Annotated in this window: 27 protein-coding genes and 1 pseudogene; 16 read left to right on the top strand and 12 right to left on the bottom strand. The window is 69.9% G+C overall.

What is annotated here, in order from left to right; genetic code table 11:
* Nucleotides 1-26: 26 nt before the first annotated feature.
* Nucleotides 27-1,139 (bottom strand): sensor histidine kinase, encoded by a 1,113-nt coding sequence (locus ACFY10_RS44655; protein ID WP_390671101.1) that lies wholly within the window; start codon nucleotides 1,137-1,139, stop codon nucleotides 27-29.
* Nucleotides 1,132-1,827, bottom strand: coding sequence for a response regulator transcription factor (locus ACFY10_RS44660; RefSeq protein ID WP_390671102.1), 696 nt, complete (start codon nucleotides 1,825-1,827; stop codon nucleotides 1,132-1,134). The genes ACFY10_RS44655 and ACFY10_RS44660 overlap by 8 nt, the downstream gene beginning before the upstream one ends.
* An 87-nt stretch (nucleotides 1,828-1,914) precedes the next feature.
* On the opposite strand from ACFY10_RS44660, the gene ACFY10_RS44665 reads away from it, so the two are divergent.
* From ACFY10_RS44665 to ACFY10_RS44675, 3 genes and pseudogenes are all read left to right on the top strand, one after another.
* Nucleotides 1,915-2,559 carry a M15 family metallopeptidase gene (locus ACFY10_RS44665; RefSeq protein ID WP_390671103.1) on the top strand — a complete coding sequence of 215 codons (645 nt, stop codon included), beginning with the start codon at nucleotides 1,915-1,917 and terminating at the stop codon, nucleotides 2,557-2,559.
* 113 nt (nucleotides 2,560-2,672) lie between these two features.
* On the top strand, nucleotides 2,673-3,671 hold the full coding sequence (locus ACFY10_RS44670; protein WP_390671168.1) for an endonuclease/exonuclease/phosphatase family protein: 999 nt from the start codon (nucleotides 2,673-2,675) through the stop codon (nucleotides 3,669-3,671).
* Between the two features lie 242 nt (nucleotides 3,672-3,913).
* Nucleotides 3,914-4,045, top strand: a pseudogene (locus ACFY10_RS44675) (thioesterase family protein); the annotation flags it as partial.
* A gap of 21 nt (nucleotides 4,046-4,066) precedes the next feature.
* Here the strand turns inward: ACFY10_RS44675 and ACFY10_RS44680 are convergent.
* Entirely contained in the window at nucleotides 4,067-4,756 is a 690-nt protein-coding gene (locus ACFY10_RS44680) for a response regulator (RefSeq protein WP_390671104.1), read from the bottom strand.
* Nucleotides 4,753-6,420, bottom strand: a complete 1,668-nt coding sequence (locus ACFY10_RS44685) for an ATP-binding protein (protein ID WP_390671105.1) — start codon at nucleotides 6,418-6,420, stop codon at nucleotides 4,753-4,755. The genes ACFY10_RS44680 and ACFY10_RS44685 overlap by 4 nt, the downstream gene beginning before the upstream one ends.
* A gap of 234 nt (nucleotides 6,421-6,654) precedes the next feature.
* Between ACFY10_RS44685 and ACFY10_RS44690 the strand changes: the two genes are divergently transcribed.
* The 3 genes from ACFY10_RS44690 (at nucleotide 6,655) to ACFY10_RS44700 (ending at nucleotide 9,546) form a co-directional block, all read left to right on the top strand.
* Complete coding sequence (locus tag ACFY10_RS44690) at nucleotides 6,655-7,515, top strand: ABC transporter ATP-binding protein (protein WP_390671106.1); 861 nt, start codon at nucleotides 6,655-6,657, stop codon at nucleotides 7,513-7,515.
* On the top strand, nucleotides 7,512-8,390 hold the full coding sequence (locus tag ACFY10_RS44695) for an ABC transporter permease (RefSeq protein ID WP_390671107.1): 879 nt from the start codon (nucleotides 7,512-7,514) through the stop codon (nucleotides 8,388-8,390). Before ACFY10_RS44690 ends, ACFY10_RS44695 begins: the two co-directional genes overlap by 4 nt.
* Nucleotides 8,391-8,457: 67 nt before the next feature.
* Nucleotides 8,458-9,546: an ABC transporter substrate-binding protein gene (locus tag ACFY10_RS44700; RefSeq protein ID WP_390671108.1), complete on the top strand. Its 1,089-nt coding sequence runs from the start codon at nucleotides 8,458-8,460 to the stop codon at nucleotides 9,544-9,546.
* A 66-nt stretch (nucleotides 9,547-9,612) separates the two neighbouring features.
* Here ACFY10_RS44700 and ACFY10_RS44705 read toward each other — a convergent pair whose 3' ends face one another.
* From ACFY10_RS44705 to ACFY10_RS44725, 5 genes are all read right to left on the bottom strand, one after another.
* The gene (locus ACFY10_RS44705) at nucleotides 9,613-10,281 is read right to left on the bottom strand and encodes a response regulator (protein ID WP_390671109.1); all 669 of its coding nucleotides are present in this window, start codon (nucleotides 10,279-10,281) and stop codon (nucleotides 9,613-9,615) included.
* Complete coding sequence (locus ACFY10_RS44710; protein ID WP_390671169.1) at nucleotides 10,278-11,531, bottom strand: sensor histidine kinase; 1,254 nt, start codon at nucleotides 11,529-11,531, stop codon at nucleotides 10,278-10,280. Before ACFY10_RS44710 ends, ACFY10_RS44705 begins: the two co-directional genes overlap by 4 nt.
* Before the next feature lie 52 nt (nucleotides 11,532-11,583).
* Nucleotides 11,584-12,423, bottom strand: coding sequence for an ABC transporter permease (locus ACFY10_RS44715; RefSeq protein ID WP_390671110.1), 840 nt, complete (start codon nucleotides 12,421-12,423; stop codon nucleotides 11,584-11,586).
* Nucleotides 12,420-13,358, bottom strand: a complete 939-nt coding sequence (locus ACFY10_RS44720) for an ABC transporter ATP-binding protein (RefSeq protein ID WP_390671111.1) — start codon at nucleotides 13,356-13,358, stop codon at nucleotides 12,420-12,422. The genes ACFY10_RS44715 and ACFY10_RS44720 overlap by 4 nt, the downstream gene beginning before the upstream one ends.
* A gap of 305 nt (nucleotides 13,359-13,663) precedes the next feature.
* Nucleotides 13,664-14,521, bottom strand: coding sequence for a helix-turn-helix domain-containing protein (locus ACFY10_RS44725; RefSeq protein ID WP_390671112.1), 858 nt, complete (start codon nucleotides 14,519-14,521; stop codon nucleotides 13,664-13,666).
* A gap of 101 nt (nucleotides 14,522-14,622) precedes the next feature.
* On the opposite strand from ACFY10_RS44725, the gene ACFY10_RS44730 reads away from it, so the two are divergent.
* Nucleotides 14,623-15,201, top strand: coding sequence for a YceI family protein (locus tag ACFY10_RS44730; protein ID WP_390671113.1), 579 nt, complete (start codon nucleotides 14,623-14,625; stop codon nucleotides 15,199-15,201).
* 101 nt (nucleotides 15,202-15,302) lie between these two features.
* On the opposite strand, the gene ACFY10_RS44735 is transcribed toward ACFY10_RS44730, so the two are convergent.
* Nucleotides 15,303-15,902, bottom strand: a complete 600-nt coding sequence (locus tag ACFY10_RS44735) for a hypothetical protein (protein ID WP_390671114.1) — start codon at nucleotides 15,900-15,902, stop codon at nucleotides 15,303-15,305.
* A gap of 112 nt (nucleotides 15,903-16,014) precedes the next feature.
* Nucleotides 16,015-16,860, bottom strand: a complete 846-nt coding sequence (locus ACFY10_RS44740; protein ID WP_390671115.1) for an alpha/beta fold hydrolase — start codon at nucleotides 16,858-16,860, stop codon at nucleotides 16,015-16,017.
* A gap of 91 nt (nucleotides 16,861-16,951) precedes the next feature.
* Between ACFY10_RS44740 and ACFY10_RS44745 the strand changes: the two genes are divergently transcribed.
* The 8 genes from ACFY10_RS44745 to ACFY10_RS44780 all read left to right on the top strand — a co-directional run bounded on the left by ACFY10_RS44745 (nucleotide 16,952) and on the right by ACFY10_RS44780 (nucleotide 22,805).
* A complete protein-coding gene (locus ACFY10_RS44745) occupies nucleotides 16,952-17,548 on the top strand; it encodes a CGNR zinc finger domain-containing protein (protein WP_390671116.1) in 597 nt (198 codons plus the stop codon).
* Between the two features lie 156 nt (nucleotides 17,549-17,704).
* Nucleotides 17,705-18,826 (top strand): PP2C family protein-serine/threonine phosphatase, encoded by a 1,122-nt coding sequence (locus ACFY10_RS44750; RefSeq protein WP_390671117.1) that lies wholly within the window; start codon nucleotides 17,705-17,707, stop codon nucleotides 18,824-18,826.
* Between the two features lie 348 nt (nucleotides 18,827-19,174).
* Nucleotides 19,175-19,678, top strand: coding sequence for a MarR family winged helix-turn-helix transcriptional regulator (locus ACFY10_RS44755; protein ID WP_390671118.1), 504 nt, complete (start codon nucleotides 19,175-19,177; stop codon nucleotides 19,676-19,678).
* A 128-nt stretch (nucleotides 19,679-19,806) separates the two neighbouring features.
* A complete protein-coding gene (locus ACFY10_RS44760) occupies nucleotides 19,807-20,226 on the top strand; it encodes a nuclear transport factor 2 family protein (protein WP_390671119.1) in 420 nt (139 codons plus the stop codon).
* 76 nt (nucleotides 20,227-20,302) lie between these two features.
* Complete coding sequence (locus ACFY10_RS44765; protein WP_390671120.1) at nucleotides 20,303-20,833, top strand: YceI family protein; 531 nt, start codon at nucleotides 20,303-20,305, stop codon at nucleotides 20,831-20,833.
* A gap of 28 nt (nucleotides 20,834-20,861) precedes the next feature.
* Nucleotides 20,862-21,425 (top strand): NADPH-dependent FMN reductase, encoded by a 564-nt coding sequence (locus ACFY10_RS44770; protein WP_390671121.1) that lies wholly within the window; start codon nucleotides 20,862-20,864, stop codon nucleotides 21,423-21,425.
* A gap of 61 nt (nucleotides 21,426-21,486) precedes the next feature.
* On the top strand, nucleotides 21,487-22,395 hold the full coding sequence (locus tag ACFY10_RS44775) for an oxidoreductase (RefSeq protein WP_390671122.1): 909 nt from the start codon (nucleotides 21,487-21,489) through the stop codon (nucleotides 22,393-22,395).
* A gap of 38 nt (nucleotides 22,396-22,433) precedes the next feature.
* Nucleotides 22,434-22,805, top strand: coding sequence for a nuclear transport factor 2 family protein (locus tag ACFY10_RS44780; RefSeq protein WP_390671123.1), 372 nt, complete (start codon nucleotides 22,434-22,436; stop codon nucleotides 22,803-22,805).
* A 382-nt stretch (nucleotides 22,806-23,187) separates the two neighbouring features.
* Here the strand turns inward: ACFY10_RS44780 and ACFY10_RS44785 are convergent, their stop codons facing one another.
* Complete coding sequence (locus tag ACFY10_RS44785; protein WP_390671124.1) at nucleotides 23,188-24,594, bottom strand: short-chain fatty acyl-CoA regulator family protein; 1,407 nt, start codon at nucleotides 24,592-24,594, stop codon at nucleotides 23,188-23,190.
* A 381-nt stretch (nucleotides 24,595-24,975) separates the two neighbouring features.
* On the opposite strand from ACFY10_RS44785, the gene aceA reads away from it, so the two are divergent.
* On the top strand, nucleotides 24,976-26,259 hold the full coding sequence (gene aceA / locus ACFY10_RS44790) for an isocitrate lyase (protein ID WP_390671125.1): 1,284 nt from the start codon (nucleotides 24,976-24,978) through the stop codon (nucleotides 26,257-26,259).
* The last annotated feature ends 5 nt before the right edge of the window (nucleotides 26,260-26,264 follow it).

The following is a 26,264-nucleotide window of genomic DNA, read 5'->3' on the forward strand; positions in this document are numbered from 1 at the left end:
TGGCAGCGCATCAATTCCCTGATGCTTCACCCGCCGGTGTGCGGGGATATCGCGGGCAGTTCCACAGTGATGCGGATCCCGCCGGCAGAGCGCGGAGTGAGGGTGAGTGTTCCCTCGTGTGCCTGGGTGATGGTCGTGACGATGGCCAGGCCGAGGCCGACGCCCGCGTGGTCGGTGTGTATGCGCTCGGTGCCGCGCTGGAATGGTTCGGTGAGTGTCGAGAGCAACTGTGGGGTGAGCTTCTCGCCGGTGTTTTCGACGGTGAGCACCACGGTGTCGGGACGGACGCTGGTGTTGACCCACACGGTGCCCTGTTCAGGCAGGTTGTGGACGATCGCGTTGTGCACCAGGTTCATGGTCAGTTGCAGCAGGAGTGCTTGCGATCCGACCGTGGGGGTGATGTCACCGCCGGTCTCGATGGTGACGCCGTGCTTTTCCGCGAGAGGAAGGAGCGTTTCGGTGGCTTCTTCCGCAAGGAGTGACAGATCGACCGGTTCTCGGGTGAACGACCGCTGCTCGGCGCGGCTGAGCAGGAGAAGTGCCTCGGTGAGGTCGATCGCTCGGGTGTTGACGGCGTGAAGGCGGTCGATGAGTTCGCCGGTGTCGCGGTTCGGATCAGTGCGGGCCACGTCGAGAAGCGACTTCGAGATCGCCAGCGGGGTGCGCAGCTCGTGTGAGGCGTTGGCCGCGAACCTCCGCTGTTCGGCGACGTGTGCTTCGAGCCGTACGAGCATCACGTCGAAGGCGTCGGCGAGTTCGCGGAACTCGTCCTTGCGGCCGGGCAGCTGGATCCGGTGCGAAAGCGATCCGTTCGTGGCCATGCGGGTGGCGTGGGTGATGCGGGTCAGCGGGGCGAGCATGCGGCCGGCGAGGATCCACCCTCCGACGAGGCCGAACACCAGCAGGAACGCCAACACTACGGCTGCCCTTGGGGCAAAGACGTCCAGGAGGGCGGACCGGATGGGAAAAACACCACCCTCGGGCCTGTCATCGGGGTTGATGAGCATCGCACGGTCGGGGACGTACCGCAGGAGGAACAGCCACACGGCGGCGAGCAGCAAGGCACCTGCAAGCATGAGGAATCCGGCGTAACTGAGGGTGAGTTTGAGGCGGACGCTCACCCCGGGTGCCCTATCCACGCTCGCCTCCCTCGTGTCCGGCCTCCGGTTGCGTGTCGATGCGGTAGCCGACGCCCGGCACGGTCGCGATGATCGAGGGTTCGCCGAGCCGTTTGCGCAGTGCCGAGACGGTGATGCGCACGGCGTTGGTGAACGGATCGGCGTTCTCGTCCCACGCACGTTCCAGCAGGTCCTCGGCGCTCACGACACCGCCTTCGGCAGCGACGAGGACTTCGAGTACGGCGAACTGCTTCCTGGTCAGCGCGACATAGCGGCCGTCGCGGTAGACCTCGCGGCGGAACGGATCCAGCCGTAGACCCGCGATCTCCCACACGGGAGGCCTGTTGTGGGCACGCCTGCGGTCGAGTGCTCTGAGCCTGAGCGCGAGTTCCTGGAGTTCGAAGGGTTTCGTGAGGTAGTCATCGGCGCCGAGTTCGAACCCGGAGGCCTTGTCGTCGAGGCGGTCGGCCGCGGTGAGCATGAGGATCGGCATTCCGCTGCCGGAGGCGACGATGCGTTTGGCGATCTCGTCACCGGACGGTCCGGGGATGTCGCGGTCGAGGACGGCGATGTCGTAGGCGTTGATGCCCAGGAGTTCCAGAGCGGTGTCGCCGTCACCTGCGATGTCGGCCGCGATCGCTGCCAGGCGTAGGCCATCGCGGATGGCTTCTGCCAGAAAGGGCTCGTCCTCGACAATCAGCACACGCATGTCATCGAGGCTACGAGTCGGCGCATATCGTCGGCATATCGAAAACCGCATACGTGGCGGCAACATCGTGCTGCCTTGACTGGCGGTATGACTCGAACCCCACCATCGGCACGGACACCGGCCCGCCGGATTCGATGGTTCTTTGTGGTCGGCCTGACGGCCGTCTTAGCAGTGATCGCCGCAGCGCTCTGCTACGAGTTACCGAACTCCTCGTCCTCCTCGCTCCCCTCGGCCGCATCACTCTCGAATGCTCTTCGCGGTGAGCACCGTGGTGCGCTCGGCGAGGCCGACGGTGCCGTCCCCGACGGCGTGACGGTCTTGGACGACTCGATTCCGGCTGTGGCCAAGCTCAAGCCGGGTCTGCTCAAGGCCCTCCGCCAGGCCGCGGCGGCTGCCGCGGACGACGGAGTGAAGTTCTATGTCAACAGCGGCTGGCGTTCCCCGGCGTACCAGGATCAGCTTCTTCGCGAGGCGATCGCCAAGTACGGGTCCGAAGCCGAGGCCGCGCGCTGGGTGGCCACCGCGGCGACGTCTCCTCATGTGTCGGGGGACGCGGTCGACATCGGGCACTCCGATGCGACGACGTGGCTGTCCGAGCACGGTGCCGAGTACGGGCTGTGCCAGATCTACAAGAACGAACCGTGGCACTACGAACTGCGCGCGAGTGCGATTGATCGTGGTTGCCCCCATATGTATGCCGACCCCACCCAGGACCCGAGGATGCAGCCGTGACCGGCAGTGAGCGAGGACAGACGATGGCGCAGGTGGACGCGGCGTGCACGGCGGAGACCGGACAGGGCGGTGCCGCTCGCCGGGACACGGGCGCCGGGGCCTGGCGCGCGGGTATGCGCCGGGCGATCCGCTTCGCCTCCCGGCCGGGGCCCTGGAAGCGTGGCCCGGTGCTCGCGGCGCTGGCGCTGCTGCTCGGTCTGCTCATGCTGCTCCACTCGAAGATCCCGAACGGGACAGGGGGCATCGGCAGCCTGGTGGAGACCTTCCTGCCGTGGTTCGGGCTGTTCGTCCCGGTGCTGCTGGCCGGGGCGCTGTGGCGCCGCTCCGCCTCCGCGGTGGTCGCGCTGCTGCTGCCTGTCACGGTGTGGTTGAGCCTCTTCGGAGGGCTCCTCGGCGACAAGTCCCACCCGGGCGGTGACCTCACGGTGGTCAGCCACAACGTCGGCGCCGGCAACCCCGACCCGGCCGGCACCGCCCGCGACCTGGCAGCCTCCAAGGCGGACGTGCTGGCACTGGAGGAGATCACCCCGCAGGCCAAGCCGCTGTACGAGAAGGCTCTGGCGAAGGCGTACCCGTACCACACGGTGATGGGCACGGTCGGATTGTGGAGCAAGCTGCCGCTGTCGGACATCCGGCCGGTCGACACCGAGATGGACTACGGGCCGCTGGCAGCCACCAAACCGGCCGCCGTCAAGATGGCCTACAACCGGGCACTGCGCACCACAGTGGCCACGGACCACGGGCCCCTCGCTGTGTACGTGGCCCACCTGGGATCCGTGCGGGTGAATCCCCGGTCGGGCTATTGGACGGCCAGCCGGGACAGGAACGCGCAGGCGCTCGGCAAGGCCATCGCCGCCGAGAAGAACGAGCGGATGGTGCTGCTCGGCGACCTGAACGGCACCACGGACGACCGCGCGTTCGACGGCATCACCTCGCGGCTGCACTCGGTCCAGGACGCGGCCGGGGACGGCTTCGGCTTCAGCTGGCCGGCGAAGTTCCCGGTGGCGCGGATCGACCAGATCCTGGTCCGTGGCGTGCGGCCGGAGAGCTCCTGGGTGCTGCCGGCCACCGGCAGCGACCACCTTCCGGTGGCGGCCGGAATCAGCTGGTGAGCACCGCGCGCGGCCTGCCACTCCATACCGCGCCTCCCGGTCCCGCGCGGGCGGCGCGAGCGTATCGCCGACTCCGAAGAGGCGGCGCCCGGTACTCGCTCTTGCCACGGCGCGTGCATGACTGCGGGTCCCCGCAGAGCCGGGGAGCCGCCCGGCACCGAGCCTGGGACGATGTCGTGCACACCTGCGCCAATCAGCGTCTGTTCTGCTCCACCGACTGCGTCGACACCTGGCTGCGGCGGACGGGACTGGACACCACGGTCGCCTTCGGCCCGTCCGGGCAGGGCCTGACCAGCACGGTCCTGCATGACGTCGACGGCCCGGTCGGACACGCCCAGCAGATCCGCACGGTCAGGCCGCTGTCGGGGGCGTGAGGGTGGGGCCCGGCGCCCGGCTCAGTGGACGATGCGGTAGAGGTGTTCGGGGCGACCGGTGGTTCCGTAGCGGAGTTCGAGCCGGACCATGCCCTCCCGCACGAGGTAGGAGAGATAGCGCTGGGCCGTGGCGCGGGAGACGCCGGTGAGTTCGGCGGCCTGGGCCGCGGACAGGGCCTCCTGGGCGGTGCGCAGGACCTGGTGCAGGAGGGCCAGGGTGGGCGCGGAGTGGCCCTTGGCCGGAACCCGGGGCACGGCCGGTGGGCGGGCGGCGCTGAAGAGGGCGTCCACGTCGGCCTGGTCGGTTCGGGGGGCGAGGCCCAGGGCGTCCACGCGGTGCTGGAGTTCGCGGTAGGCGGTGAGCCGCTCGGCCAGGTCGGCGGCGCCGAACGGCTTGACCAGGTAGCCCACGGCGCCGAGCTTCATGGCGGTGCGTACGGAGGTGATGTCCCGGTCCGCGGTGATCATGATCGCGTCGGGGCGGGCGCCGCCCTCGTCCGAGCTGAGCTGCCGCAGCACGTCGAGTCCGCTGCCGTCCGGCAGGAAGATGTCGAGCAGCAGCAGGTCGGGGTGGAGGGTGCGCACCGCGTCCAGCGTCTCGGCCACGGTCGACGCCCGCCCGACCACCTCGACGCCGTCGACGCGGGAGGCGTAGTCGCAGTGGATGTGGCCGACGCGGAAGTCGTCGTCCACCACCAGAATCCTGATCATCCGCGGTCACCTCCTGTCGGCAGGGCCGACGTCAACTGTGTGTCTCGTGGTCCGGGGGTGGCGTCGGGCAGCAGCGGGAGTACGACGGTGAAGACGGCGCCCGGCCCCTCGCTGACCGTGATCGTCCCGCCGTGCCGTTGTGCCAGCCGGTGGACCAGGGCCAGGCCCAGCCCGCGCCGGGCGGTGCCCCGGTCGGGCCGGGTCGACCAGCCGTCCTCGAAGATCGACTCGGCGGCGCCCGGCGGAATCCCCGGGCCGCTGTCCGCGACGCTGACCATCACCTGGTCGACGGCCTCGACCAGCGACAGCTGCACCTCGCGGCCGCCTGCCGGGGGCGGTCCGCCGGCCGCCGCGTCGATCGCGTTGTCCAGCAGGTTGCCGACGATGGTCAGCAGCCGGCGCAGATGCGGCGGGTCCTCGCCGAGCGCGGAGTCCTCGCTGAGCACCATCCGTACCCCGCGTTCGGCGGCCACCGTGGTCTTGGCGACGATCAGTCCGACGAGCAGTGCGTTGCCGATTCGTTCGCGTACGGACTCGGTCAGCGCCTGGTCGGCGCCGGCCGACTCGACGGCGTATTCGTAGGCGGCGTCGTGGTCGCCGATGTCCAGTAGCCCGGCCACGGTGTGCATACGGTTGGTGAACTCGTGCTGCTGGGCGCGCAGGGCGTCGGTGAGCCCGCGTACGGAGTCCAGTTCGCGCAGGAGCCCGATCAGCTCGGTGCGGTCGCGGACGGTGACCACCGCGCCCAGTTCCCGGCCGTGGAGTGTCACCGGCATCCGGTTGACCACCAGGCAGTGGTCGTCGGTCAGCACGTTGAGGTCGGTGCCTGTGAGGGTGCCGTCCAGGGCGCGGCGCAGCCGTCCGTCGGGCAGCGCCTCCTCGAGCGTGCTGCCGAGCGCGGTGCCGAGGCCGAGCAGGTTGCGGGCCTCGTCGTTGACGACGGTGATCCGGCCGTCGGGGTCGAAGGCGATGACACCCTCGCGGATGCCGTGCAGCATCGCCTCGCGGTCCTGCAGCAGTCCGGCGATCTCCTCCAGTTCCAGGCCGAACGTCGTCCGCTTCAGCCGTCTGGCCAGCAGGAACGCGGCGGCCGAGCCGAGCGCGACGGCGATGGCGGAGTACAGGCCGAAGGTGGGCAGCTCGCGCCACAGTTCGCCCAGCACGTAGTGCTCGGGGATGCCCGCGGACACCTCGCCGACCAGGGTGCCGTCGGGCGCGAGCAGCGGGGCCTTGCCGTTGGCGGAGCGGCCCGTCGCGCCCTGGTCGGTGCCGACGTGCGGCTTGCCGTCGAGGACCACGATCACGTCGCCCGTCGGTTCGCCGATCAGCGCCGGGTCGGGGTGCGAGTGGCGTACGCCGCGCAGGTCGAGCACGACGACGTAGGACGCCCCCGACGCCTTGCGGATCCGTTCGGCGACGCTCTGCACGATGCCGTCGCCGCCGCCGTGCGCCATGGCCTGCCGGATCTGCGGGTCGGCGGCGGTTGTCTGGGCGATGTCCAGTGCCCGCCCCTCGTAGGCGCGGTCGATCTCGGATCGCTGGGCGAATGCGAAGAGCACGAAGCCGATGGCTCCGGTGAGGGTGAGGATGGCCAGCTGGCTGGCCAGGATCCGCGCGGAGAGCCTCCTCTTTCGGCCACGGCCGATCCGGATACGGATGGGCATCACAAGCTTTCGCCCTTGTCGTGCTGCCGGGCCCGGCCCCTTCGCCGTACCCGTGGTGGCGCGATTGTGTCCCACCGGGGACTTTCTGCCCACCCCCTTCCTGCTGAGCAGAACGAGCAGAACCCCTGCGAATACGGCTAACGCGAGATACGTCTGAAACAGCGACGTAACGCCAGGTGGCCTTTTAGCGTCTGCCTTCCTCGACCTCCGAGGTTAGGAAGGAGACGGCCTCAGATGGCTTCGCGAAACGATGCCGCGACTGGCTCCGTTGCCGAGAAGATCGGCCCGGACAGTGCGCGAGTCGAGATTTCAGGGCTCACCAAACGTTTTCTGACCCCTGCGGGTGAGGTGTTCACGGCACTGCAGGACGTGTCGTTCACCGTGGAGCCGGGCCAGTTCTGCGCGGTGGTGGGCCCGACCGGCTGCGGCAAGTCGACGACCCTGGGCCTGGTGTCCGGGCTCGACCGGCCCAGTGAGGGCTCGGTCAAGGTGGGCGGCCGTGAGGTGGACGGCGTCACCGGCGGCGTCAGCTTCATGTTCCAGAGCGACGCGCTGCTGCCCTGGAAGACGGTCCTCGGCAACGTCCTGATGGGCCCGGTCTTCCGCGGGGTGTCCAAGCAGAAGGCCCAGGCCTCGGCGCGCGACTGGCTGCGCCGGGTGGGTCTGTCCGGGTTCGAGGACCGCTATCCGCACCAGCTCTCCGGTGGCATGCGCAAGCGCGTGGCCATGGCCGCGGCGCTGATCAACGAACCCAAGATCCTGATCATGGACGAGCCGTTCGGGGCGCTGGACGTGCAGACCAAGGCGATCATGTCGACCGAACTGCTGGCCCTGTGGGAGCAGATCCGTCCGTCGGTCATCTTCATCACCCACGACCTCGACGAGGCGGTGGCGCTCGCCGACCGGGTCGTCGTCATGACCTCCAGCCCCGGCTCGGTCAAGGCGGTCTTCGACATCGACCTGCCGCGCCCGCGCGGCTCGGTGCAGGAGATCCGCTTCCAGCCCCGCTTCATCGAACTTCAGCACCAGATCTGGGACTCGCTGCGCGAGGAGGTGGAGCGCGCCTACGCACGCACCGCAGGAGGTACGGCATGAGTACGACGTCCACCGCTTCCGCTGCCCGGGTCAAGGACGGCACACCGGTCTCGGCCGCGGCCCTGGCCAAACGCAACGCCCGGCGGCGCATCGCCCTGGTGTGGGCGGGCCGTATCGGCCTCGCGGCCTTCGTCATCGGCGGCTGGCAGGCGTTCACCACCTGGGGGATCGTCGACCCGTTCTTCTTCGGGCAGCCGTCCGGCATCGCCAGGCGCCTGGCCGACCTCTTCCAGAACGGCACCGAGTTCGGGTCCTTCTACCAGAACATCTGGACCACGATCCAGGAGGCCCTCGTCGGCTTCGCCCTCGGGGCCGTCACCGGAGTGATCTTCGGTGTCGCGCTGGGCCAGAGCCGTTTCCTCGCCGATGTGCTCGGCCCCTACATCAAGATGGTCAACGCGATCCCGCGCATCGTCCTCGGCTCGATCTTCATCGTCGCCTTCGGCATCGGCGTGCTGCCGAAGATCCTGCTCGCCGCGGTGCTGGTGTTCTTCATCGTCTTCTTCAACGCCTTCCAGGGCGTGCGCGAGGTCGACCCCAACATCCTTGCCAACACCAGGGTGCTGGGTGCCTCGCAGCTGCAGACCATCCGGCACGTCATCGTGCCGTCCGCGCTCACCTGGATCATCGCCAGCCTGCACAGCGCGTTCGGCTTCGCCATCGTCGGTGCGCTGGTCGGCGAGGTGCTCGGCGCGCAGCGCGGCCTCGGTCTGGTCATCAAGACCGCGCAGAACCAGTTCGACCCCAACGGCGTGTTCGCCACGATGCTCGTCATCTCGGTCATCGTGCTCGGCGCCGAGTGGCTGATCGGCAAGCTCGAGCACCGGCTCCTGTCCTGGCGCCCGCCGGCCCCGTCCGAGGCCAACACCCTCTGACGCCGCTCTCCCCCACCCCTTCGGGTTCCCCCTGTTGTTCCACCTCAGCAAAGGAATGTGGTCAGCCATGTCCAGACGACCCGCCGCCGTCGCCGCGTCCGTCCTCACCGTTCTCGCCCTCGGCGCCGTCAGCGCCTGTTCCAGCAGCTCCAGTGCCAGCACCGGAAGTTCCGGTGGCACGCCGACGGTGAAGATCATGGTCGGTGGCCTCGACAAGCAGATCTACCTGCCGTACCAGCTCGCCCAGAGCCTCGGCTTCTACAAGAAGTACGGCGTCAATGTCGTGCTGAGCACCGAGCAGGACGGCGGTGTCGGCGCCGAGGACGCGATGGCCTCCGGGCAGGTCGACATGGCCGGCGCCTGGTACGTCCACACCATCGACTTCCAGGTCAAGGGCAAGGCGGTCGAGGACGTCGTCCAGATGTCCGGCGCGCCGGGCGAGCGCGAGATGTGCACGACGAAGAGCAACGTCAAGTCGGCTGCCGACTTCAAGGGCAAGACGCTCGGCGTCACCGACCTGGGCTCGGGCACCGACATGCTCACCCAGTACCTGGCCGCGAAGCAGAACGTCAAGACCAAGCAGTTCAGCCGGATCGGGGTCGGCGCGGGCTCCACCGCGGTCGCCGCACTGCAGAACGGCAAGGCGGCCTGCGTCATGACCACGCAGCCGACGGTCGCCGCGATCGAGAAGAAGGGCGTCGGCTCCTCCGCGATCGACCTGGCCACCACCGCGGGCGCCCAGCAGGCGCTGGGCGGCGCCTGGCCGGCGGCGGGTGTCCTCGCCCGTACCGACTGGGTGAACTCCCACAAGGACGCGGTGCAGAAGGTCGTGAACGCGATCGTCGCCACCCTGCACTGGATCAACACCCACAGCGCGGCCGACATCGCGAACAAGCTGCCGTCGTCGTTCGTGCAGAACCAGCTGGTGACCAAGGCCGACTACATCACGGCGCTGACCCAGGACAAGGGCCAGTTCCTCCCGGACGGCATCATGCCGGCGGGCGGCCCGAAGACCGTTCTGGCGAGCGAGGAACTGGTCGGCAACGCGACCTCGAAGGTGAACCTCGGCCCGACGTTCACCAATGACTTCGCCGTCAAGGCCAATAAGACCGAGGGATTCAAGACGACCACGACCCCGGCAGGCTCGAACGGCTGAGCCTCCACCGCTCGCGGGGCCGCCCAGGTGACAGCCGCCTGGGCGGCCCGCCGGCGTTTTCCCGGCTCAGTCCGCGCCGGGCCGGGCGAGGCCGATGTCGTAGGCGAAGATCACGGCCTGGATGCGGTCCCGGGCACCGATCTTGGCCAGGACGCGGCCCACGTGGGTCTTGACGGTGGACTCGGACAGGACGAAGCGGGTGGCGATCTCGCCGTTGGTCCAGCCCCTGCCGACGGCGACGAGGATCTCGCGCTCGCGGTCGGTGAGGGAGCTCAGCCTCGGGTCCTCGGCGGCGTCTGTGCGGTGGGCGGGGACGTAGCGTGCGAACTGGTCCAGGAGGCGGCGGGTGAGGGCGGGCGCGATGACCGCGTCGCCCACGGCGACGGCGCGGATGCCGGCGAGGAGTTCCTCTGCGCGCGCGTCCTTGAGGAGGAAGCCGCTGGCACCGGCGCGCAGGGCGGCGTGGACGTACTCGTCGAGGTCGAAGGTGGTGAGCACGAGGACGCGGGAACGCTCGCCGGCGGCGACGATGCGGCGGGTGGCCTCGATGCCGTCCATGCCGGGCATGCGGATGTCCATCAGGACGACGTCCGGGCGCAGTTCGGCGGCCTTGCGGACGGCCTCGGCGCCGTGGGCGGCCTCACCGACGACCTCGGTCTCGGGGACGGAGTCCAGGAGCATGCGGAAGCCGTAGCGCTGCAGCGGCTGGTCGTCCACGACGAGCACGGTGGTCACCGGACACCGCCTTGGGGCGTGAGGTCGAGGACGGCCTCGACGCTCCATCCTCCGCCGCCCGCCGGCCCCGCGCTGACGGTCCCGCCGTACAGGGCCGCCCGTTCCCGCATACCCACCAGGCCGTGTCCTTCCTCGTGCGGTCCCGGCGGTGTGGCCGGGCCGGTGTCCTGGACCCGGATGGTCAGCCGGGTGTCCGTCTCGATGATCGCCAGGTGCACCCGGGTGTCGGTGTCGGCGTGCTTCAGGGTGTTGGTGAGGGCTTCCTGGACGATGCGGTACGCCGTCAGCTGCACCCCGCTGTCCAGGGCGTCCACGTCGCCGGAGGTGCGGTAGACGACCTCCAGTCCGGCGGCGCGCACATTGGCGCACAGTGCGTCGATGTCCGAGATGCCGGGCTGCGGGCTGAGCTCGGGCCCGCCCTGGGGACCGTCCGCCGCCTCGCGCAGCACACCCAGTACGCGCCGCAGCTCGCCGAGGGCCTGTCGGCCGGTGTCGCCGATGAGCTGGAGGGCCTCCTTGCCGCGTTCGGGTGCGATGTCGGTGGCGTAGGCGCCGGCGTCGGCGAGCGTGATGATGACGGACAGGTTGTGGCCGACGATGTCGTGCATCTCCCGGGCGACGCGGGTGCGTTCGGTGGCCGCGGCCAGCCTGCTGCGCTGGTCGCGCTCGATCTCCAGCCGGGCGGCCCGCTCCCGCAGTCCGGCGAGCTGGGCCCGGCGGATGCGGATCATCAGGCCGAGCGTAAGGGCCGCGGTGGTGGTGCTCAGCAGGAAGAACAGCGCGTCCCAGACGGACACGGCCGAGGAGGCGCGTACGGCGACCAGCACCATGGCGCCCGCCATGGTGGCGCAGGCCCATGGCAGCTGCCGCAGCCGCCCGTGCAGGGCCAGGCTGTACAGGGCGATGAAGAGGGCGACGTCCGCGCGCAGCGCCGCGCCGATGGACCACTGCAGGACGAACACCGCGGCGATGACGCCGAAGGCCGCCAGGGGCCTGCGCCGCCGCCACAGCAGGGGCAGTACGAGTCCGGCCTGCAGTGCCAGCATTCCCGCGACGGGCAGCTGGGTGAAGGCGATCCGGAAGCGGCGCGGGCCGTCGCCGTCGCCGGCACCGCCGTGGAGCAGGTCGGGCAGGCAGAACATCAGGAAGACCAGGACCACGACCGCGGTGTCCAGCACCCACGGATGTGTCCGGTCGGCCTGCCGCAACCGCTGGCCGCCCCGGGACAGCCGGGCGACCAGCGGTCCCATCCCGCTGATGTCTTCGGTGGTCACGGACGTCACCTGTCCATGGTGCCGGGCGTCAGACGTCGCTGCGCGCGAGCCGGTACGCCGCGCCGCCCAGCGCCAGCGCCGTCCAGCACAGGAAGACCAGCAGCCCTGCGCCGGGCGACAGGGTCGTCGAGTCGTGGGTCAGGGCGAACATCGACTCCCCTGCGTTGGACGGCAGGTAGGGGCTGATGTTGTCCTGCCAGGAGCTCGGCAGCAGCGAGATGAGTCCCGGGATCAGCATCAGTGCGGCCACCAGCACCGAGATCCCGCCGGCCACCGACCGCAGCAGCGCACCCAGCGCGACGCCGATCACGCCGACCAGGCCGAGATACAGCCCGGCGCCCAGCAGACTGCGCAGCACACCCGCGTGCGAAAGGCTCATGGCCGCGGGCGTGCCCGAGACGATGCCGCTCCCGAACAGGAAGGCGACGAACGCGCCCAGCGTGCCCACCGCCAGCGCGACCAGCCCGAACACCGCCGCCTTGGACCACAGCACGGGCAGTCGGCGCGGCACCGCAGCGAGCGTCGAGCGGATCATGCCGGTCGAGTACTCCCCCGCCGTGACCAGCACACCGAGCACGCCCAGGGCCAGCTGGGCGAAGTTCGTGCCGAACAGGGACAGGCTCACGGCCGTGGACGCGGCGAAGTCCCGGTCCATGTGGCCGGAGTTGATCCCCGACTTGTAGCGGCTCGCGGCGATGAGACCGAACGCCACCAGGAACAGCAGACCCAGGCCCAAGGTGATCCAGGTCGAGCGCAGGGACCACAGCTTGGCCCACTCCGAGGACAGCACGCGCCGTCCGGTCACCCGGTAGCCGGGGCGGGCGGGGGCGGTGCGGGGTTCCTCGGCGGTTGCGGTGAGGGTGCTCATGCCGGCCTCCCGAGGGTCTCGATCCCCGTCGTGGATCCGTGATACTCCACGGCCTCCCTGGTCAGGTCCATGAACGCCTCCTCCAGCGACACCGACCGCGCGCTCAGCTCGAACAGCGGGATCCGGTGCTCGGCCGCCGTCAGCCCGATCTGGCGGGCGGTCAGCCCGGTCACCTGCAGTTCCTCGGAGCCGACGCGTCCCGTGATGTCGACGCCCGGCCCGGCCAGTACGTCCCGAAGCCGCGCCGGGTCCTGTGTCGCGACCGTCACCGTGTCGCCGCCCGCCTCGCGGATCAGGTCCCCCACGGTCGTGTCGGCCAGCAGCCGGCCACGCCCCACAATGATCAGATGGTCCGCCACCAGGGCCATCTCGCTCATCAGATGCGAGGACACGAACACCGTGCGGCCCTCGTCGGCGAGCGCCTTGAGCAGGTTGCGGATCCAGAGCACGCCCTCCGGGTCCAGCCCGTTGACCGGCTCGTCCAGCATCACCGTCTGCGGATCGCCCAGGAGCGCCGCCGCGATGCCCAGCCGCTGGCCCATCCCGAGGGAGAAGGCACCGGCCCGCTTCTTGGCCACACTGCCCAGTCCGGCGAGGTCGATCACCTCGTCGACCCGGCGGCGCGGAATGCCGTGGGTCAGCGCGAGGGCCCTGAGGTGGTTGTACGCCGAGCGGCCCGGGTGGATCGACTTCGCCTCCAGCAGGGCCCCGACTTCCTGGAGCGGTGCCGCATGGCGGGCGTAGTGGTGGCCGTTCACGGTGACGGAGCCGCTCGTCGGGGCGTCGAGTCCGACGATCATGCGCATCGTGGTGGACTTGCCCGCGCCGTTGGGCCCCAGAAAGCCGGTCACTGTGCCCGGCTTCACGTCGAAGTCCAGCCCGTCGACGGCCGTCTTCTCGCCATATCGCTTGGTCAACTGCCGTGCGTCGATCATTCGCGTTCTTCCTGTCGGCCTCCGGCGCCGCACGTTTCCGACGCCGCACCGGCAACGCTAGGAGCCGATCCGCCCGATCCCGTGGTACCGGGAGGCTGACCCACGCGGTGCGCGTAGTACCGCGGTACTACGCGTCGACCTGCGGCGTCTTTCGTGTACGGGCCGATGCCAACGGCGACCGACCAGGCGGAGCGGGACTGGAGCTGCCGTCGGCGGCGAGGCCGTGAGCAACGGCCGGAACGGCGATCGCGGCGGCGTGCAGGACGGCGGACTTGGCCGTCCCACGCTGCCGACCGCGCGTGAGGTCAGCCGCTCACTGCCCGCAGCGCCCCCGGCCTGCGGCCGTTGAGACGGTCGAGCGCGGTGGCCGTGACCTCGTCGACCGGGATGTGCACCACGAGGCGCTGGCCCTCGTCCGGGAGCGCGAGTGTCTCGTACGACAGGCGCAGGCGGCCCGCCTCCGGGTGGTCCACGAGCTCGGTCCCGAACCGGGCGGGCATGACCGGAAGGGCGGCCAACCGGTCGCTGAACGGCGCCCCCACCGCCGCCGTCAACTCCTCGGCCAGGGCGACCACTTGAGGGTCGTGCGGCGAGGTCTCGTTGCGCAGATGGGCGACCTGCTCGTCGGCCAGCCTGTGCCAGCCGGGGTGGAACGCGCGGGCCCGGTCGTCGGTGAACAGGTACCGCACCATGTTGGGCGGGTCGCCGTCGAGCAGGCCGAGCGGTCGGGCGTACCGCTCGTAGCCCTGTGTACAGGCCACGATGTCCCCCATCGAGTTGAGCAGGACGGCCGGCGAGGGCTCCAGGCGGTCGAGGAGCGCCCGGAGGGTGGGCCGCACCGTGCGCACCGGCGGTGCGGTCACCGTGTGGCACAGCTCCTTGTCCGCGCCGTGTTCCTTGGCCAGCCGGTGCAACAGGAGTCGGTCCGCCGTCGGCAGGTGAAGGGCGTCGCCGATCGCGGCGAGGACCTTGGGCGAGGGGTTGCGGTCGCGGCCCTGTTCGAGCCGGGTGAGGTACTCGACGCTGATGCCGGCGAGGGTGGCCAGCTCGGACCGGCGCAGCCCCGGCGTGCGGCGGCGGGGCCCCACGGGCAGACCCACCTCGGCGGGGGTGACAGCCTCACGGCGGGTGCGCAGGAAGGTGCCCAACTCGTTGTCGTTCACCTGCCGAACCGTACAACGGGTGCCGTCGCGGAGGATGGCCCTGCCACTACCACTCTTCGCCCGGCCTCCCTCCCTGGTCACGGAGCTTGCACGATGACGCCATGAGCAATGACAACTCCCCGAACACCACTGCCACTTCCGTCGCCGCGCTGCCCCTCTCCCCCGGCGACTGGGAACTCGACCCTCTTCACTCGGCGGTCAACTTCACCATCCGCCACCTCGGGATCGCCAAGGTGCGCGGCCGGTTCACCGAGTTCAGGACCGGGCTGTACGTCGGTGAGACCTTCGACGACGTACAGGTGACCGCCGAGATCGCTCTCGCCTCCATCGACACCGGGAACTCCGACCGCGACGCGCACACCCGCTCGGCCGAGCTGCTCGACGTGGAGAAGCGGCCGACGATGACGTTCCGCTCGACGCGGGTGTCCGGAGAGGGCGAGGACTGGACGATGGCGGGGGACCTGGCCATCGGGGACGTGACCCGCCCGGTCACGTTCGCCGTCGAGTTCGGCGGGGTGGTGGACCACCCTCTGGACCAGAGGAAGCACGCCGGGTTCGAGGCGACGGGTGAGATCCGGCGCAGCGACTTCGGGCTGGACTTCGGGGCCGGGCTTCTCGGTGATGCTGTGAAGATTCACCTGGACATGCAGTTCGTGGGACCGCAGGGCCAGGGTGGCTGATCGCCGAATGAACGGTGCCCCGCGGGGCGTATCCGCGGGGCACCGAACCATTTCCTGAAGCACGCCACCGGCACCTCGGCGCACTCGTTCCGTTGCTGAGATCAGTCGGTCTTGCCGGGGGCGGGCTCGGCAAGGCCGGTCGGGCCGGTGCGGAGCATCGCCCTATAGAGGTCGTCGTGCTCGGGCGAGGGAGGCAGGGGGCCACGGGCCGGGGCCTCGAAGGACTGGATGAACAGGGCGACGACGCGGCGCCAGGCGTCGGGGGCGGCGTCGCCGGTTGCGTTGACGACGCCGGCGTTGGCCATGTGGATCAGCACCAGGTCCGAGGGGTCGAAGTCCTCGCGCAGGCGGCCGCTCGCCTTGGCCCGGCCGATGAGCCGCACCATGCCCTCGTAGGCCTCGTTGCGGCGTTCCTCCATGGCCTTGGCGGTGGGGAAGGTCGTGGTCAGGACGTCGGCGAAGCCCTGGTCGGCGGCCTGCATCGCGCAGGCGGTCTCGAGGTAGCCGACGAAGCCGTGCCAGGGGTCGGGGTCGTCCAGGGCGACGGCGACCGCGTCGGATTCGTCCAGTGGGCCATCGCCGGCACCCGGCCACCGGCACTGCGGGCGCCCGCGCCGGTGTCCGCGTCCAGGCCCCCACCGGTGATACGAGACCAACCGTCGCGCATGGGGGAAGGTCAGGCTGGGCGCGGGCTCAAGCATGGCGACGCCTCGGCCCGCGCGCCGTGGATGAGTCCGCAGGCGCCGCCTCGCCGGCCGGCACGTAGCCGGCTGCACCACTCACCCAGACGCCCTCGCCGTGCTGCGCCGCGTCTCAAGTGAGGCGGGTGAGGAAGTCGATCACGGTGGCGACGACGGCTTCGGGGGCGTCCTCGGGGAGTAGGTGGCCGGCTTCCGGTACGGTCCGGAAGCCGGCGCCCGGTATGCGGCCGGCGAGGGTGTGCCCCCTGTCGACGGGGATCCAGCCGTCCTGTTCACCCCAGAGGATCGTGACGGGGCAGCGGATTTCGTCGTAGCGGTCTTGGATCTCATCGGTGTGCCGGTCGTGCATCTGGGCGATCTGGCGGTAGAACGCGGCCTGGCCCTGATCGCCCAGCCAGGGCTGGAGGTAGCGGTTCATCTCCTGCTCGGAGAGCTCACGGTGTACCGCGCCTGCGATGTAGGCGCGCAGGATCGCTTCGTGGATGTATCCGGGCAGTTCGGTCAGAGCATCCTGATGTCGCCGTGCGGACTGCACGAGGGCGGAGCCGTGTGGGCTCAGCGCCACCGGGTCGATCAGGGTGAGGGACCGGTAGTCGCGCCCGTCGAGCAGGTGTGTCCGCAGTGCGGTGGCGCCCCCGAAGTCGTGGCCGACCACGTGGGGGCGATCGAGGTCCCAGTGGTCGAGCAGGGCGGCGAAGACCCTGTTCTGCACCCCCAGGGAGACGTCTTGGCCGTGTCGCTTGTCCGACTGGCCGTATCCGAGCAGATCGAAGTAGTACACCCGGTAGTTGCGCGCGAGCTGCGGCCCGATACGCCGCCAGACCACCGAGGAGAACGGCGTGCCGTGCAGCAGCACCAGCGGATCGCCCGTGCCCCTTACCCCGTAGCGGACCTGCTGGCCTCGAAAGTCGAATGCGCCGGGCAGCTCCCACGGCATGTCTGTGATCACCCCAGCCACAACTAACCCCTTTTCTGCGATTTCTGGTTAGGATGGTGGTGGCGATGCACTGTGCTGTCAACCCTGCGCCGACCCTGCGGGAAGGAACACAATGACGACCTGGACAGACGCGTCCTTCCTCGGCGGCCACCCGGCACTCGACTTCGTCAACACGGTCGCCGGTCGCACCAAGGACCGCACCGTGGAGCGCCTGGGCGAGTTCGTCGACGCCATCGACTGGGCACATGCGGCCAACGTGCTCGACGACGACGAGCGGGAAAACCTGCGGGCTCGTGCCGAGCGCGCCCCCAGCGAAGCGAGCGCGGCGCTTGCGGACCTGCACACCCAGCGCGAAGCGCTGCACGCCTTCCTGCTGGCCGGTGTCGAGAACACCGCCTGCGAGCCCGCGGTGCGCGACCGGGTCAAGGCCGACATCGAGGCCGCATATCGGGACGCGCACCTCTCGGATCGATTCCGCACCCAGACAGCATGGGTGATCGACCCGGACGAGGCGGGGCTGCACGTCCTCACAAGACGGCTGGCCCTGACCGGCGCGGCGCTGCTGACCAGCGAGCAACGATCCCAGATCGCGGTCTGCGGGCGGTGTTCATGGCTGTTCCTCGATCCGTCACCGACCAGGCGGCGCCGCTGGTGCTCCATGGCGACCTGCGGCAACCGCGCCAAGGCCCAACGCCACCAACGGCGTTAGGGCCCGTCCGGCGCATCATGCCGCCGACGCGGGGCCTGGCCCGCCCATCTGCGCCAATGCAGCGCCGTCGACTTGCTGCGACCTGATCGCCGGACGGGCCTTGGTTGGATTCAGCCGGCACGGGCGCCGGGGCACGATGCGGTGTATCCAGAACATATGGTTCCTGGACGCCTCAGACATCATCCTTTGTCAGGGGAGCCACGTCATGCCCTGCTGGCGGTACCGATCGTCCTGATCGGGATGGTCACGGTGGTCGACATCCTGGCTCCGCCCGGCGTCCACCTCGGGCCGTTCCTGGTCGCCGCCCCCGCTGTCACGGCGTCGTTCGCCGGACCTCGCACGACCGCCTGCGTCGGCGCGCTCGCCGTCCTGGCCCAGTCCGTGGTCGCGGCGGTGCGCACCAGCCTCGTTGATCTCAACCACACCTTCCAGCTGATCACGCTGATCCTGATGTCGGCGTTCGCGGTCTCCTTCGCCGCCTGGCGAGAACGCCACGAAACAGAGCTGACCCAGCTGCGCTCGGTGGCAACGGCCGCCCAGGAGGTGGTCCTCAAGCCGCTTCCCCATCGGATCGGTCCGCTGCGCATCGCCTCGGTCTACCTGGCCGCCGAATCCGAGGCACAGATCGGCGGCGACCTGTACGCCGCCGCCCGCACGGAGCAGGGAACCCGGATCGTCATCGGCGATGTCAGGGGCAAGGGCCTGGAGGCGGTCGGGGACGCCGCCCTCCTGCTCGGCGCGTTCCGCGGCGCGGCACACCGGCAGGCCGACCTGCCCGCACTGGTCACCTTCCTGGAGGGAACCGTCTCCTCGGACCTGGACGACCCCGCGGCCCCCGACGTCGCGGCCGAGGACCGCGGCGAGTCGTTCATCACCGCCGCCGTGATGGACATCCCGGACGACGAGCCCGTCCTTCACCTGATCAACTGCGGGCACCCCCCGCCCCTGCTGCTGCGCCGCGGCCAGGTCAGCCCGCTCGAAACGCGCCAGTCGGCACCGCCCCTGGGACTCACCGAGTTCGTGGAGACCGACCTCTCCGCGGAAACGTTCTCCTTCCAGCACGGCGACATCGCCCTGCTCTACACGGACGGTGTCATCGAGGCCCGCAACCAGGACGGCACGTTCTACCCGCTTACGGAACGGGTGGCCGGCAGGGCCGATACCGGTCCCGACGCCCTCCTCGCCCACCTGCGCAAGGACCTGCTGCGGCACGTCGGCGGCCGTCTGGGCGATGACGCCGCCATGGTGGCGATCGAGCGCATGCCGCGGCCATTGTGAAGGCAGTTGAGCGGCGTGACCTGCCGCCCAGGGCCCAGCCGCGCGCGTGCGGGGCGGCGTACCGGTCGCGGATCCGGATCGCGGTCGCGCCCCGGTGCCGGTCCGTGCCCGAGGTCACGGTGGACGGTGATCCGCCGAGCAGTTCGTCGTCGACCTCCAGCCGGTCAGCCGGACCTCGACCGTGGGTGTCAGCAGTCCGGGCATCGGGTGCCGCCCTCGATTCCGAATGCCCGGCATTCAATCTTGAGCGCACGTCGACATCACATGAGCATTCAAGTTATGGCGCGTGGCAAGGAGCCCTGAGACCGGTCCATGTCATCCGCATGGCGCGGCTGATACGCTCCCAGGGTGACCACCCAGGACGAGGCGCCCGAGGCGCAGGCAGACGAGCATGCAGACCTCTGGCTCGCCCCCGGTGAGCTGGCCTCCTGGCTGTCGGTGGTCCGCCTGATGACCCGCCTGCCGTGGGCCATCGACGCGCAGCTGCAGCGTGACGCCGACCTGAGCATGGTCGAGTACATGGCCCTGGCGATGCTGTCCGAGGCCCCCGAGTGGACCTTGCGCATGAGCGTGCTCGCCGAGAACACCAGCACGTCGCTGTCGCGGCTCTCGCACATGGTCAAGCGGCTGGAGAGCCGCGGCTACGTCCGCCGCGAGCCGGACCCGGCGGACGGGCGGTTCACCAACGCCATCCTCCTGCCCGCAGGCATGAGCAAGCTCGAATCCGCCGCCCCCGCACATGTGGCCTACGTCCGCCATCTGGTCGTGGACAACCTCTCCGGCGAGCGCCTGCGCCGCCTCGGCCAGGACGCCGAGCGCATCCTGCAGCGCATCGACTCGCCCGCTCGTTGACTTGCTGAATCAAGTGATCTTTTAGCTCCTTCTTGAAACTTCGATGCCGTGGCAGGGGTTGCGCTCAGCATTGACTTGAATGTTAAAGTGAATCCACAAGGCGCACCCACCGCTGAAGGAGAGTTGAGATGTCCCTCGACAACGAGAAGAGCATCCGCAACGCGTACCAGGTCGCCGAGGAGCAGGACGTCGCCGGCTGGGTCGCGGCGTTCACCGACGACGGCACGTTCACGGACATGTCGATCCCGTACACCTACCGCGGCGCCGACGAGCTCGGGAAGACGGTCGAGGTCTACGCCAAGGCTTTCCCCGACATGCATCGCGAGCTCGAGCGGTTCTATGTGACAGGAGATGTGGTGGTCGTGCAGCTGCGCCTGCAGGGCACCCACCTCGGCCCACTGGAGCTGCCCTCCGGGACCGTCCCGCCCACCGGCAAGCGCATGGACGCCCCCTGCTGCGACGTGTTCGAGCTGGTCGACGGCAAGATCAAGCGCTTCGACTGCTACCCCTCCGGCACGGTCATCGCCGCACAGCTCGGCCTCGCCTGAACACTGAGATTCAACTTGAGCCTTCAAGTCAAAAGCGGTACGGTTTGACTTGAAGGCTCAAGTTAAACAGGAGGTCATGATGACCACTGCAACGCCGGCGCCAGGACGTTACGCCATCGACGTCCCCCGCTCCGAGATCACCTTCACCACCAAGCACATGTTCGGCCTCGGTACCGTGCGCGGCAGCTTCCGGCTGCGCGGCGGCACCATCTCCCTCGCCGAGCCGCTCACCGGCAGCCGCGTGGAAGCCGTCGCCGACGCGTCCAGCTTCGACACCGGCAACAAGAACCGGGATCGCCAAGTCCTGTCCAAGACGCTGCTGGACACGGACGGCTACCCCGACATCGTCTTCACCTCCACCGGGGCCGAGCTGGACGAGAGCGGCGCCTGGGCCCTCCAAGGACTGCTGACCGCGCACGGCGTCCGCGCACCCGTCACGTTCACCGTGGCGACGGCCGAGGTCGACGGCGACGAGATCGCCGTCGAGGCCACGGCGACGGTCGACCGCTACGCCCACGGCGTCACCAGGCTCAAGGGCATGGCCGGGCGCCGCCTCCAGTTGACCGCGACCGTCCGGGCCCGCCGCACCGACGGCAGCCCCGCCTAGCGGCGCGGTGGAGGAAGGAGCGAACGTCATGAGCACTCTCAAGATCGCCGTGATCCTCGGCAGCACCCGCCCCGGCCGCAACGGCAAGGCGGTCGCCGACTGGATCGTCGACCGGGCAGGCGCCCGCACCGCAGCCGAGTACGAACTGGTCGACCTCGCCGACTGGCCGCTGCCCTTCATGGACGAGCCGCTGCCGCCGTCCATGGGCCAGTACCAGGGCGAACACACCAAGAAGTGGGCCGCGAAGGTCGCCTCGTTCGACGGCTACGTCTTCGTCACCGCCGAGTACAACCACTCCATCCCGGCTGTGCTGAAGAACGCGATCGACTTCGCGTACGCCGAGTGGAACAACAAGGCCGCTGCCTTCGTCTCCTACGGCACCGTCGGCGGCATCCGCGCCGCCGAGCATCTGCGCACCATCGCCAGCGCGGTCCAACTCGCCCACGTTCACCAGCAACTGTCCTTCTCGCTGTTCGCCGACTTCGAGAACCTCACCCTCTTCAAGCCCGGTGAGCACCACGACGCCGCAGCCTCCAAGCTGTTCGAGGAGATCGAAGCCTGGTCGACGGCCATGAAGACCCTGCGCACCTGAACAGACCGCGCAGGCCGCACGCGGGTGGTCGGCACCGCGCGCACCACGGTTGGGAGGCACCATGTCCGAGCACCCCCCTGCGATCGCATCCGCCGGGACTTTCGCCCTCGGCCGATGGCAGGTGCGCCGCATCGGATACGGCGCGATGCAGTTGTCCGGCGACAACGTCTTCGGCCCGCCCCGCGACCGCGACGAAGCACTGCGCGTGCTCCGTGCGGCCGTCGAGGGCGGCGTCAACCACATAGACACCGCCCAGTACTACGGCCCCGGCATTGTCAATGAGCTCATCCGTGAAGCGCTCCACCCCTACCCCGGCGACCTGGCCATCGTCAGCAAGGTCGCCGCCCGCCGCGACGAGACGGGCGCCGTGCTGCCCTTCGACGAACCGCACCAGCTGCGCCAGGGCATCGAGGAGAACCTCGCCGCCCTCGGCACAGACCGCCTGGCCGCGGTCAACCTGAGGATGGTCGACCGGACGGCCGCTCCCGGCAAGCGGTTCGACGCCCAACTCGCCGCCCTGGTCCAGGCCCGCGATGAGGGCCTGATCGACGGTATCGGCCTCAGCAACATCTCGCGCGAGCATCTGCTGCGGGCCGTCGAGCAGACGCAGATCGTCTGCGTCCAGAACCTGTTCAACCTCGCCGACCAGCATTCCCTCGACGTTCTCGAGGAGTGCACGGACCGGGGCATCGCCTTCGTCCCGTTCTGCCCCCTCGGCTGGCCACGCGGCGTACAGAACCGGATCCTGACCAACCCCGCCCTGACCGAGCTCGGCAAGCGGATGGGCGCGACCCCTGCACAGATCGCACTCGGCCGGCTCCTGGACCTCGCCCCCGAAATCCTGCTCATCCCGGGCACCAGCGTCCTCACCCACCTCACCGAGAACCTCCACACCGCGTCGGTGCGGTTCGACGAGGCCTCGCGCAAGGAGCTGGACCGGGAGTTCCCAGCCCCGAACCGGCGAGCCTGAACGCCCATCCCCACCACGGTTCGACCCGGAGGACACTGATGAACAACACCGTCGCCGACCTGATGCGCCGCAACCTCCTCGACGTCTTCAACGAACCCGACCCCGACCGCCGGGCCAAGGCGATCGCGGAGACCTACGCGGAGAACGTCGTCTGGCACGAGCCCGATCGCGTCATCCGCGGTCGCGAGGCTCTCGCGCACCGCGCCGAAGAGCTGCGGCAGCAGAGCCCGGACTGGGTGTTCCACCCGGACGGCCCCGTCTCGGCCAACGACGACCTCGGCCACCTCGGCTTCCGCTACGGCCCCTCGGGCCAACCGCCGGTCGTCAGGGGAATGGACATCGCCCACTGCAGGGACGGCGTGATCGTCGAGCTCTACACCCTCGTCACCGAGGCCCCCTCACCGTCCTGACCCCTCGGACGGCTCTGTGCCTCCTGGCCGCAGCCGACGGCGCAGCGGCAGCCCGGGGGGTTGCTCGTCGTAGACGCGGGCGAGGTCGCGCCGGCACCGTGTGCACTCCTCGATGTGGTCGAGCCGCACCTTCAGCAGGCGGGCCTGAAGCGTGTCGAGGCGGGAGTTCTCGCCCTACCGCACGCCGGTGTCGCGGTCGCACAGGCCATGACCGCGCAGCAGCCCTACCTCCGTGGCGGGAGACCGAGAACAGCGAGGTGCGCCCAGCGCATCCGGGATCAAAAGGGCTGCCCAGCGCTGCTGAAGGCGCTCGGGGAACGCTGACGGCGTACGTCCTGCACCCGGGCTCTGCGCATGCGGATCGTCTGCGGCCACGCCCTCGTCACGTCGCCTGATCCGCCACCGGATAGGGCACGAAGGTGCTGCTGTTCTGGTCGATCCGCAGCGGGCGGCCGAGGGGTGGCACCGCGCGTTGGGGGCAGTCGAGGCGCTCGCAGACGCGGCAGCCCATGCCGATGGGCGTGGCGGCGGAGGCGTTGGTGAGGTCGAGGCCGTCGGAGTAGACCAGCCGCTGGGCGTGGCGGATCTCGCAGCCGAGGCCGATGGCGAAGGTCTTGCCGGGTTCGCCCCAGCCGCCGCGGTGGCGGGTGATCGCGCGGGCGGTCCACAAGTAGCGCTGCCCGTCGGGCATTTCGGCGATCTGGACATGGATGCGGCCGGGCGCGGCGAACGCCTCGTAGACGTTCCACAGCGGGCAGGTGCCGCCGGCCCGGGAGAAGTGGAAGCCGGTCGCGGACTGGCGTTTGGAGAGGTTGCCGGCGCGATCGACGCGGACGAAGGAGAACGGCACGCCGCGCAGCCGCGGGCGTTGCAGGGTGCTCAGGCGGTGGCAGACGGTCTCGTAGCCGAGGCCGTAGCGGTCGGTGAGGCGTTCGATGTCGTATCGGACCTCTTCGGCGGCTGTGTGGAAGGCGCTGTACGGCAGGATCAGGGCCGCCGCGAAGTAGTTGGCGATGCCGATGCGGGCCAAGGCGTGGGCGGGTGAGCCGGCCGGGAAGTCCTCGGCCGCCTGGCGGTCGAGTTCGTTGCCGTGCTCGAGCAGGGCGAGCTGGGTGGCCATGCGGAACGCGCGCTGTCCGGGGCGCAGGCGGGTGGACAGGTGCAGGGTGCGGGTCGGCTCGTCGTAGTGGTGCAGGCCCTCGCCCGTCTCGGCGGCCAGCCGCACACCGTGCCGGTCGCCGAGGCGCGCGGCGAGCGCCGGTACGACCTCGCCGGGGCGGATGCCGATCTCCTGGGCGAGCCGTTCTGCCGCGAGGTCGGTGTCGTGCAGGTAGTTCTGGCGGCGGTAGAAGAAGTCGCGGATCTCCTCGTGCGGAGAGCGGGGTGCCGCCTGCTCGGTGTCCCGGCCGTCGGCCGCGTCGGCGAGCCGTTCGGCCAGGACCTGGTTGCGGCGGCCGAGGTCGAGCAGCACCTGGGCGACCGCGGGCATGCGGGCGGCGAGGTCGGCGAGATCGGACGGTGCCACCCGGGCCTCGGCGATCTCGCCGGCCAGCGACTCCCGCAGGTCGGCCACCAGCCTGCTCGTATCGCGCTCCGAGAAGAAGGCCGGGTCGACGCCGAAGGTCTCGGTGAGCCTCAGCAGGACCGGCACCGTGAGCGGGCGGGAGTCGTGCTCCATCTGGTTCAGGTAGCTGGGCGAGATCTCGAGAGCGCGGGCCAGCTCGGCCTGGCTCATCCGGCGCTCCTCGCGCAGCCGCCGCAGCCGCGCTCCCGCGTAGATCTTGCTCACCGCACTCCTCACGTCGCCGGGGACGGACGACCGCCAGCGTATGCGAAGAACGAGCCCCCACGGCCTTCGCAAACTTGGCAAGAGGCGCTGTGAAGATTCGCAGAAATTGGCAGCCATCCATCCTTGATGGCACTCAGTGCCAGTGCCAGAGTTCCAGTGCGGCCCGCCGGACCTCCGGCAGCAGGCGCACAGCACCGGGCGCGATTCATGCCCTGACGTAGGAGATCCCGGCAGCTATGCCTGCTGCCGCGGCAGCATTGCTCAGCTCCGCCCGGCGACGGGGCGGCGGGCCGCACCCCAGATCGAGACACACAGTGCCACCTCCCTTTTCTGACGACCGGGAGATTGGCAGATCGGACGACCGAGGAGACGGTGAAGGTCATGGCAGAGTCGAGGACGACGGCGGCCGAGGAACTCGCGGGGCGCTGGGCCACCGACCCCCGCTGGCAGGGGATCGAGCGCACCTACACCGCCGAGGACGTGATCCGGCTCTCCGGAAGCGTCCGGGAGGAGCACACGCTTGCCAGGCGCGGCGCCGAGCGGCTGTGGCGGCAGCTGCACGAGCGGGACTACCTCCACGCGCTCGGCGCGCTGACAGGCGGCCAGGCCGTCCAGCAGGTGAAGGCGGGGCTGCAGGCCATCTACCTGTCCGGCTGGCAGGTCGCCGCGGACGCCAACCAGGCCGGGCACACCTACCCCGACCAGAGCCTGTACCCGGTCAACTCGGTTCCGCAGGTGGTGCGCCGGATCAACAACGCGCTGCTGCGCGCCGACCAGATCGCCACCGCCGAGGGCGGCTTGGACACCACCGACTGGCTGGCGCCGATCGTCGCCGACGCCGAGGCCGGGTTCGGCGGCCCCCTCAACGCCTTCGAACTGACCAAGGCGATGATCGCGGCGGGCGCCGCCGGCATCCACTACGAGGACCAGCTCGCCTCCGAGAAGAAGTGCGGCCACCTCGGCGGCAAGGTCCTCGTGCCCACCTCCCAGCACATCCGCACCCTCAACGCGGCCCGCCTCGCCGCCGACATCGCCGACGTACCCACCGTCATCGTCGCGCGCACCGACGCCCTCGCCGCGAACCTGCTCACCAGCGACGTCGACGAGCGGGACGCCCGGTTCGTCACCGGCGAGCGCACCGCCGAGGGCTTCTACCGCGTGCAGAACGGCATGGCGCCCGTGATCGCCCGCGGCCTTGCCTACGCCCCGTACGCCGACCTGATCTGGGTGGAGACCGGTACGCCCGATCTCGCCCAGGCCCGCGAGTTCGCCGAGGCGATCCACGCGCGCTATCCGGACCAGCTGCTCGCCTACAACTGCTCGCCGTCCTTCAACTGGAAGGCCGCGCTGGACGACGACCAGATCGCCAAGTTCCAGCGGGAGCTCGGGGCCCTGGGCTACCGCTTCCAGTTCATCACCCTGGCCGGCTTCCACTCCCTCAATCACGGCATGTTCGACCTCGCCCGCGGCTACGCCGAGCACGGCATGACCGCCTATGTCGACCTGCAGGAGCGGGAGTTCGCGGCCCAGCAGCACGGCTTCACGGCCGTCAAGCACCAACGCGAGGTCGGCACGGGCTACTTCGACCTGGTCTCCACCGCCGTCAACCCGGCTTCCTCCACCACTGCCCTGGCCGGCTCCACCGAGGAGGCGCAGTTCCACTAGGCCCC

The sequence above is a fragment of the Streptomyces sp. NPDC001401 genome (genome assembly GCF_042895385.1).
Lineage (GTDB): Bacteria > Actinomycetota > Actinomycetes > Streptomycetales > Streptomycetaceae > Streptomyces.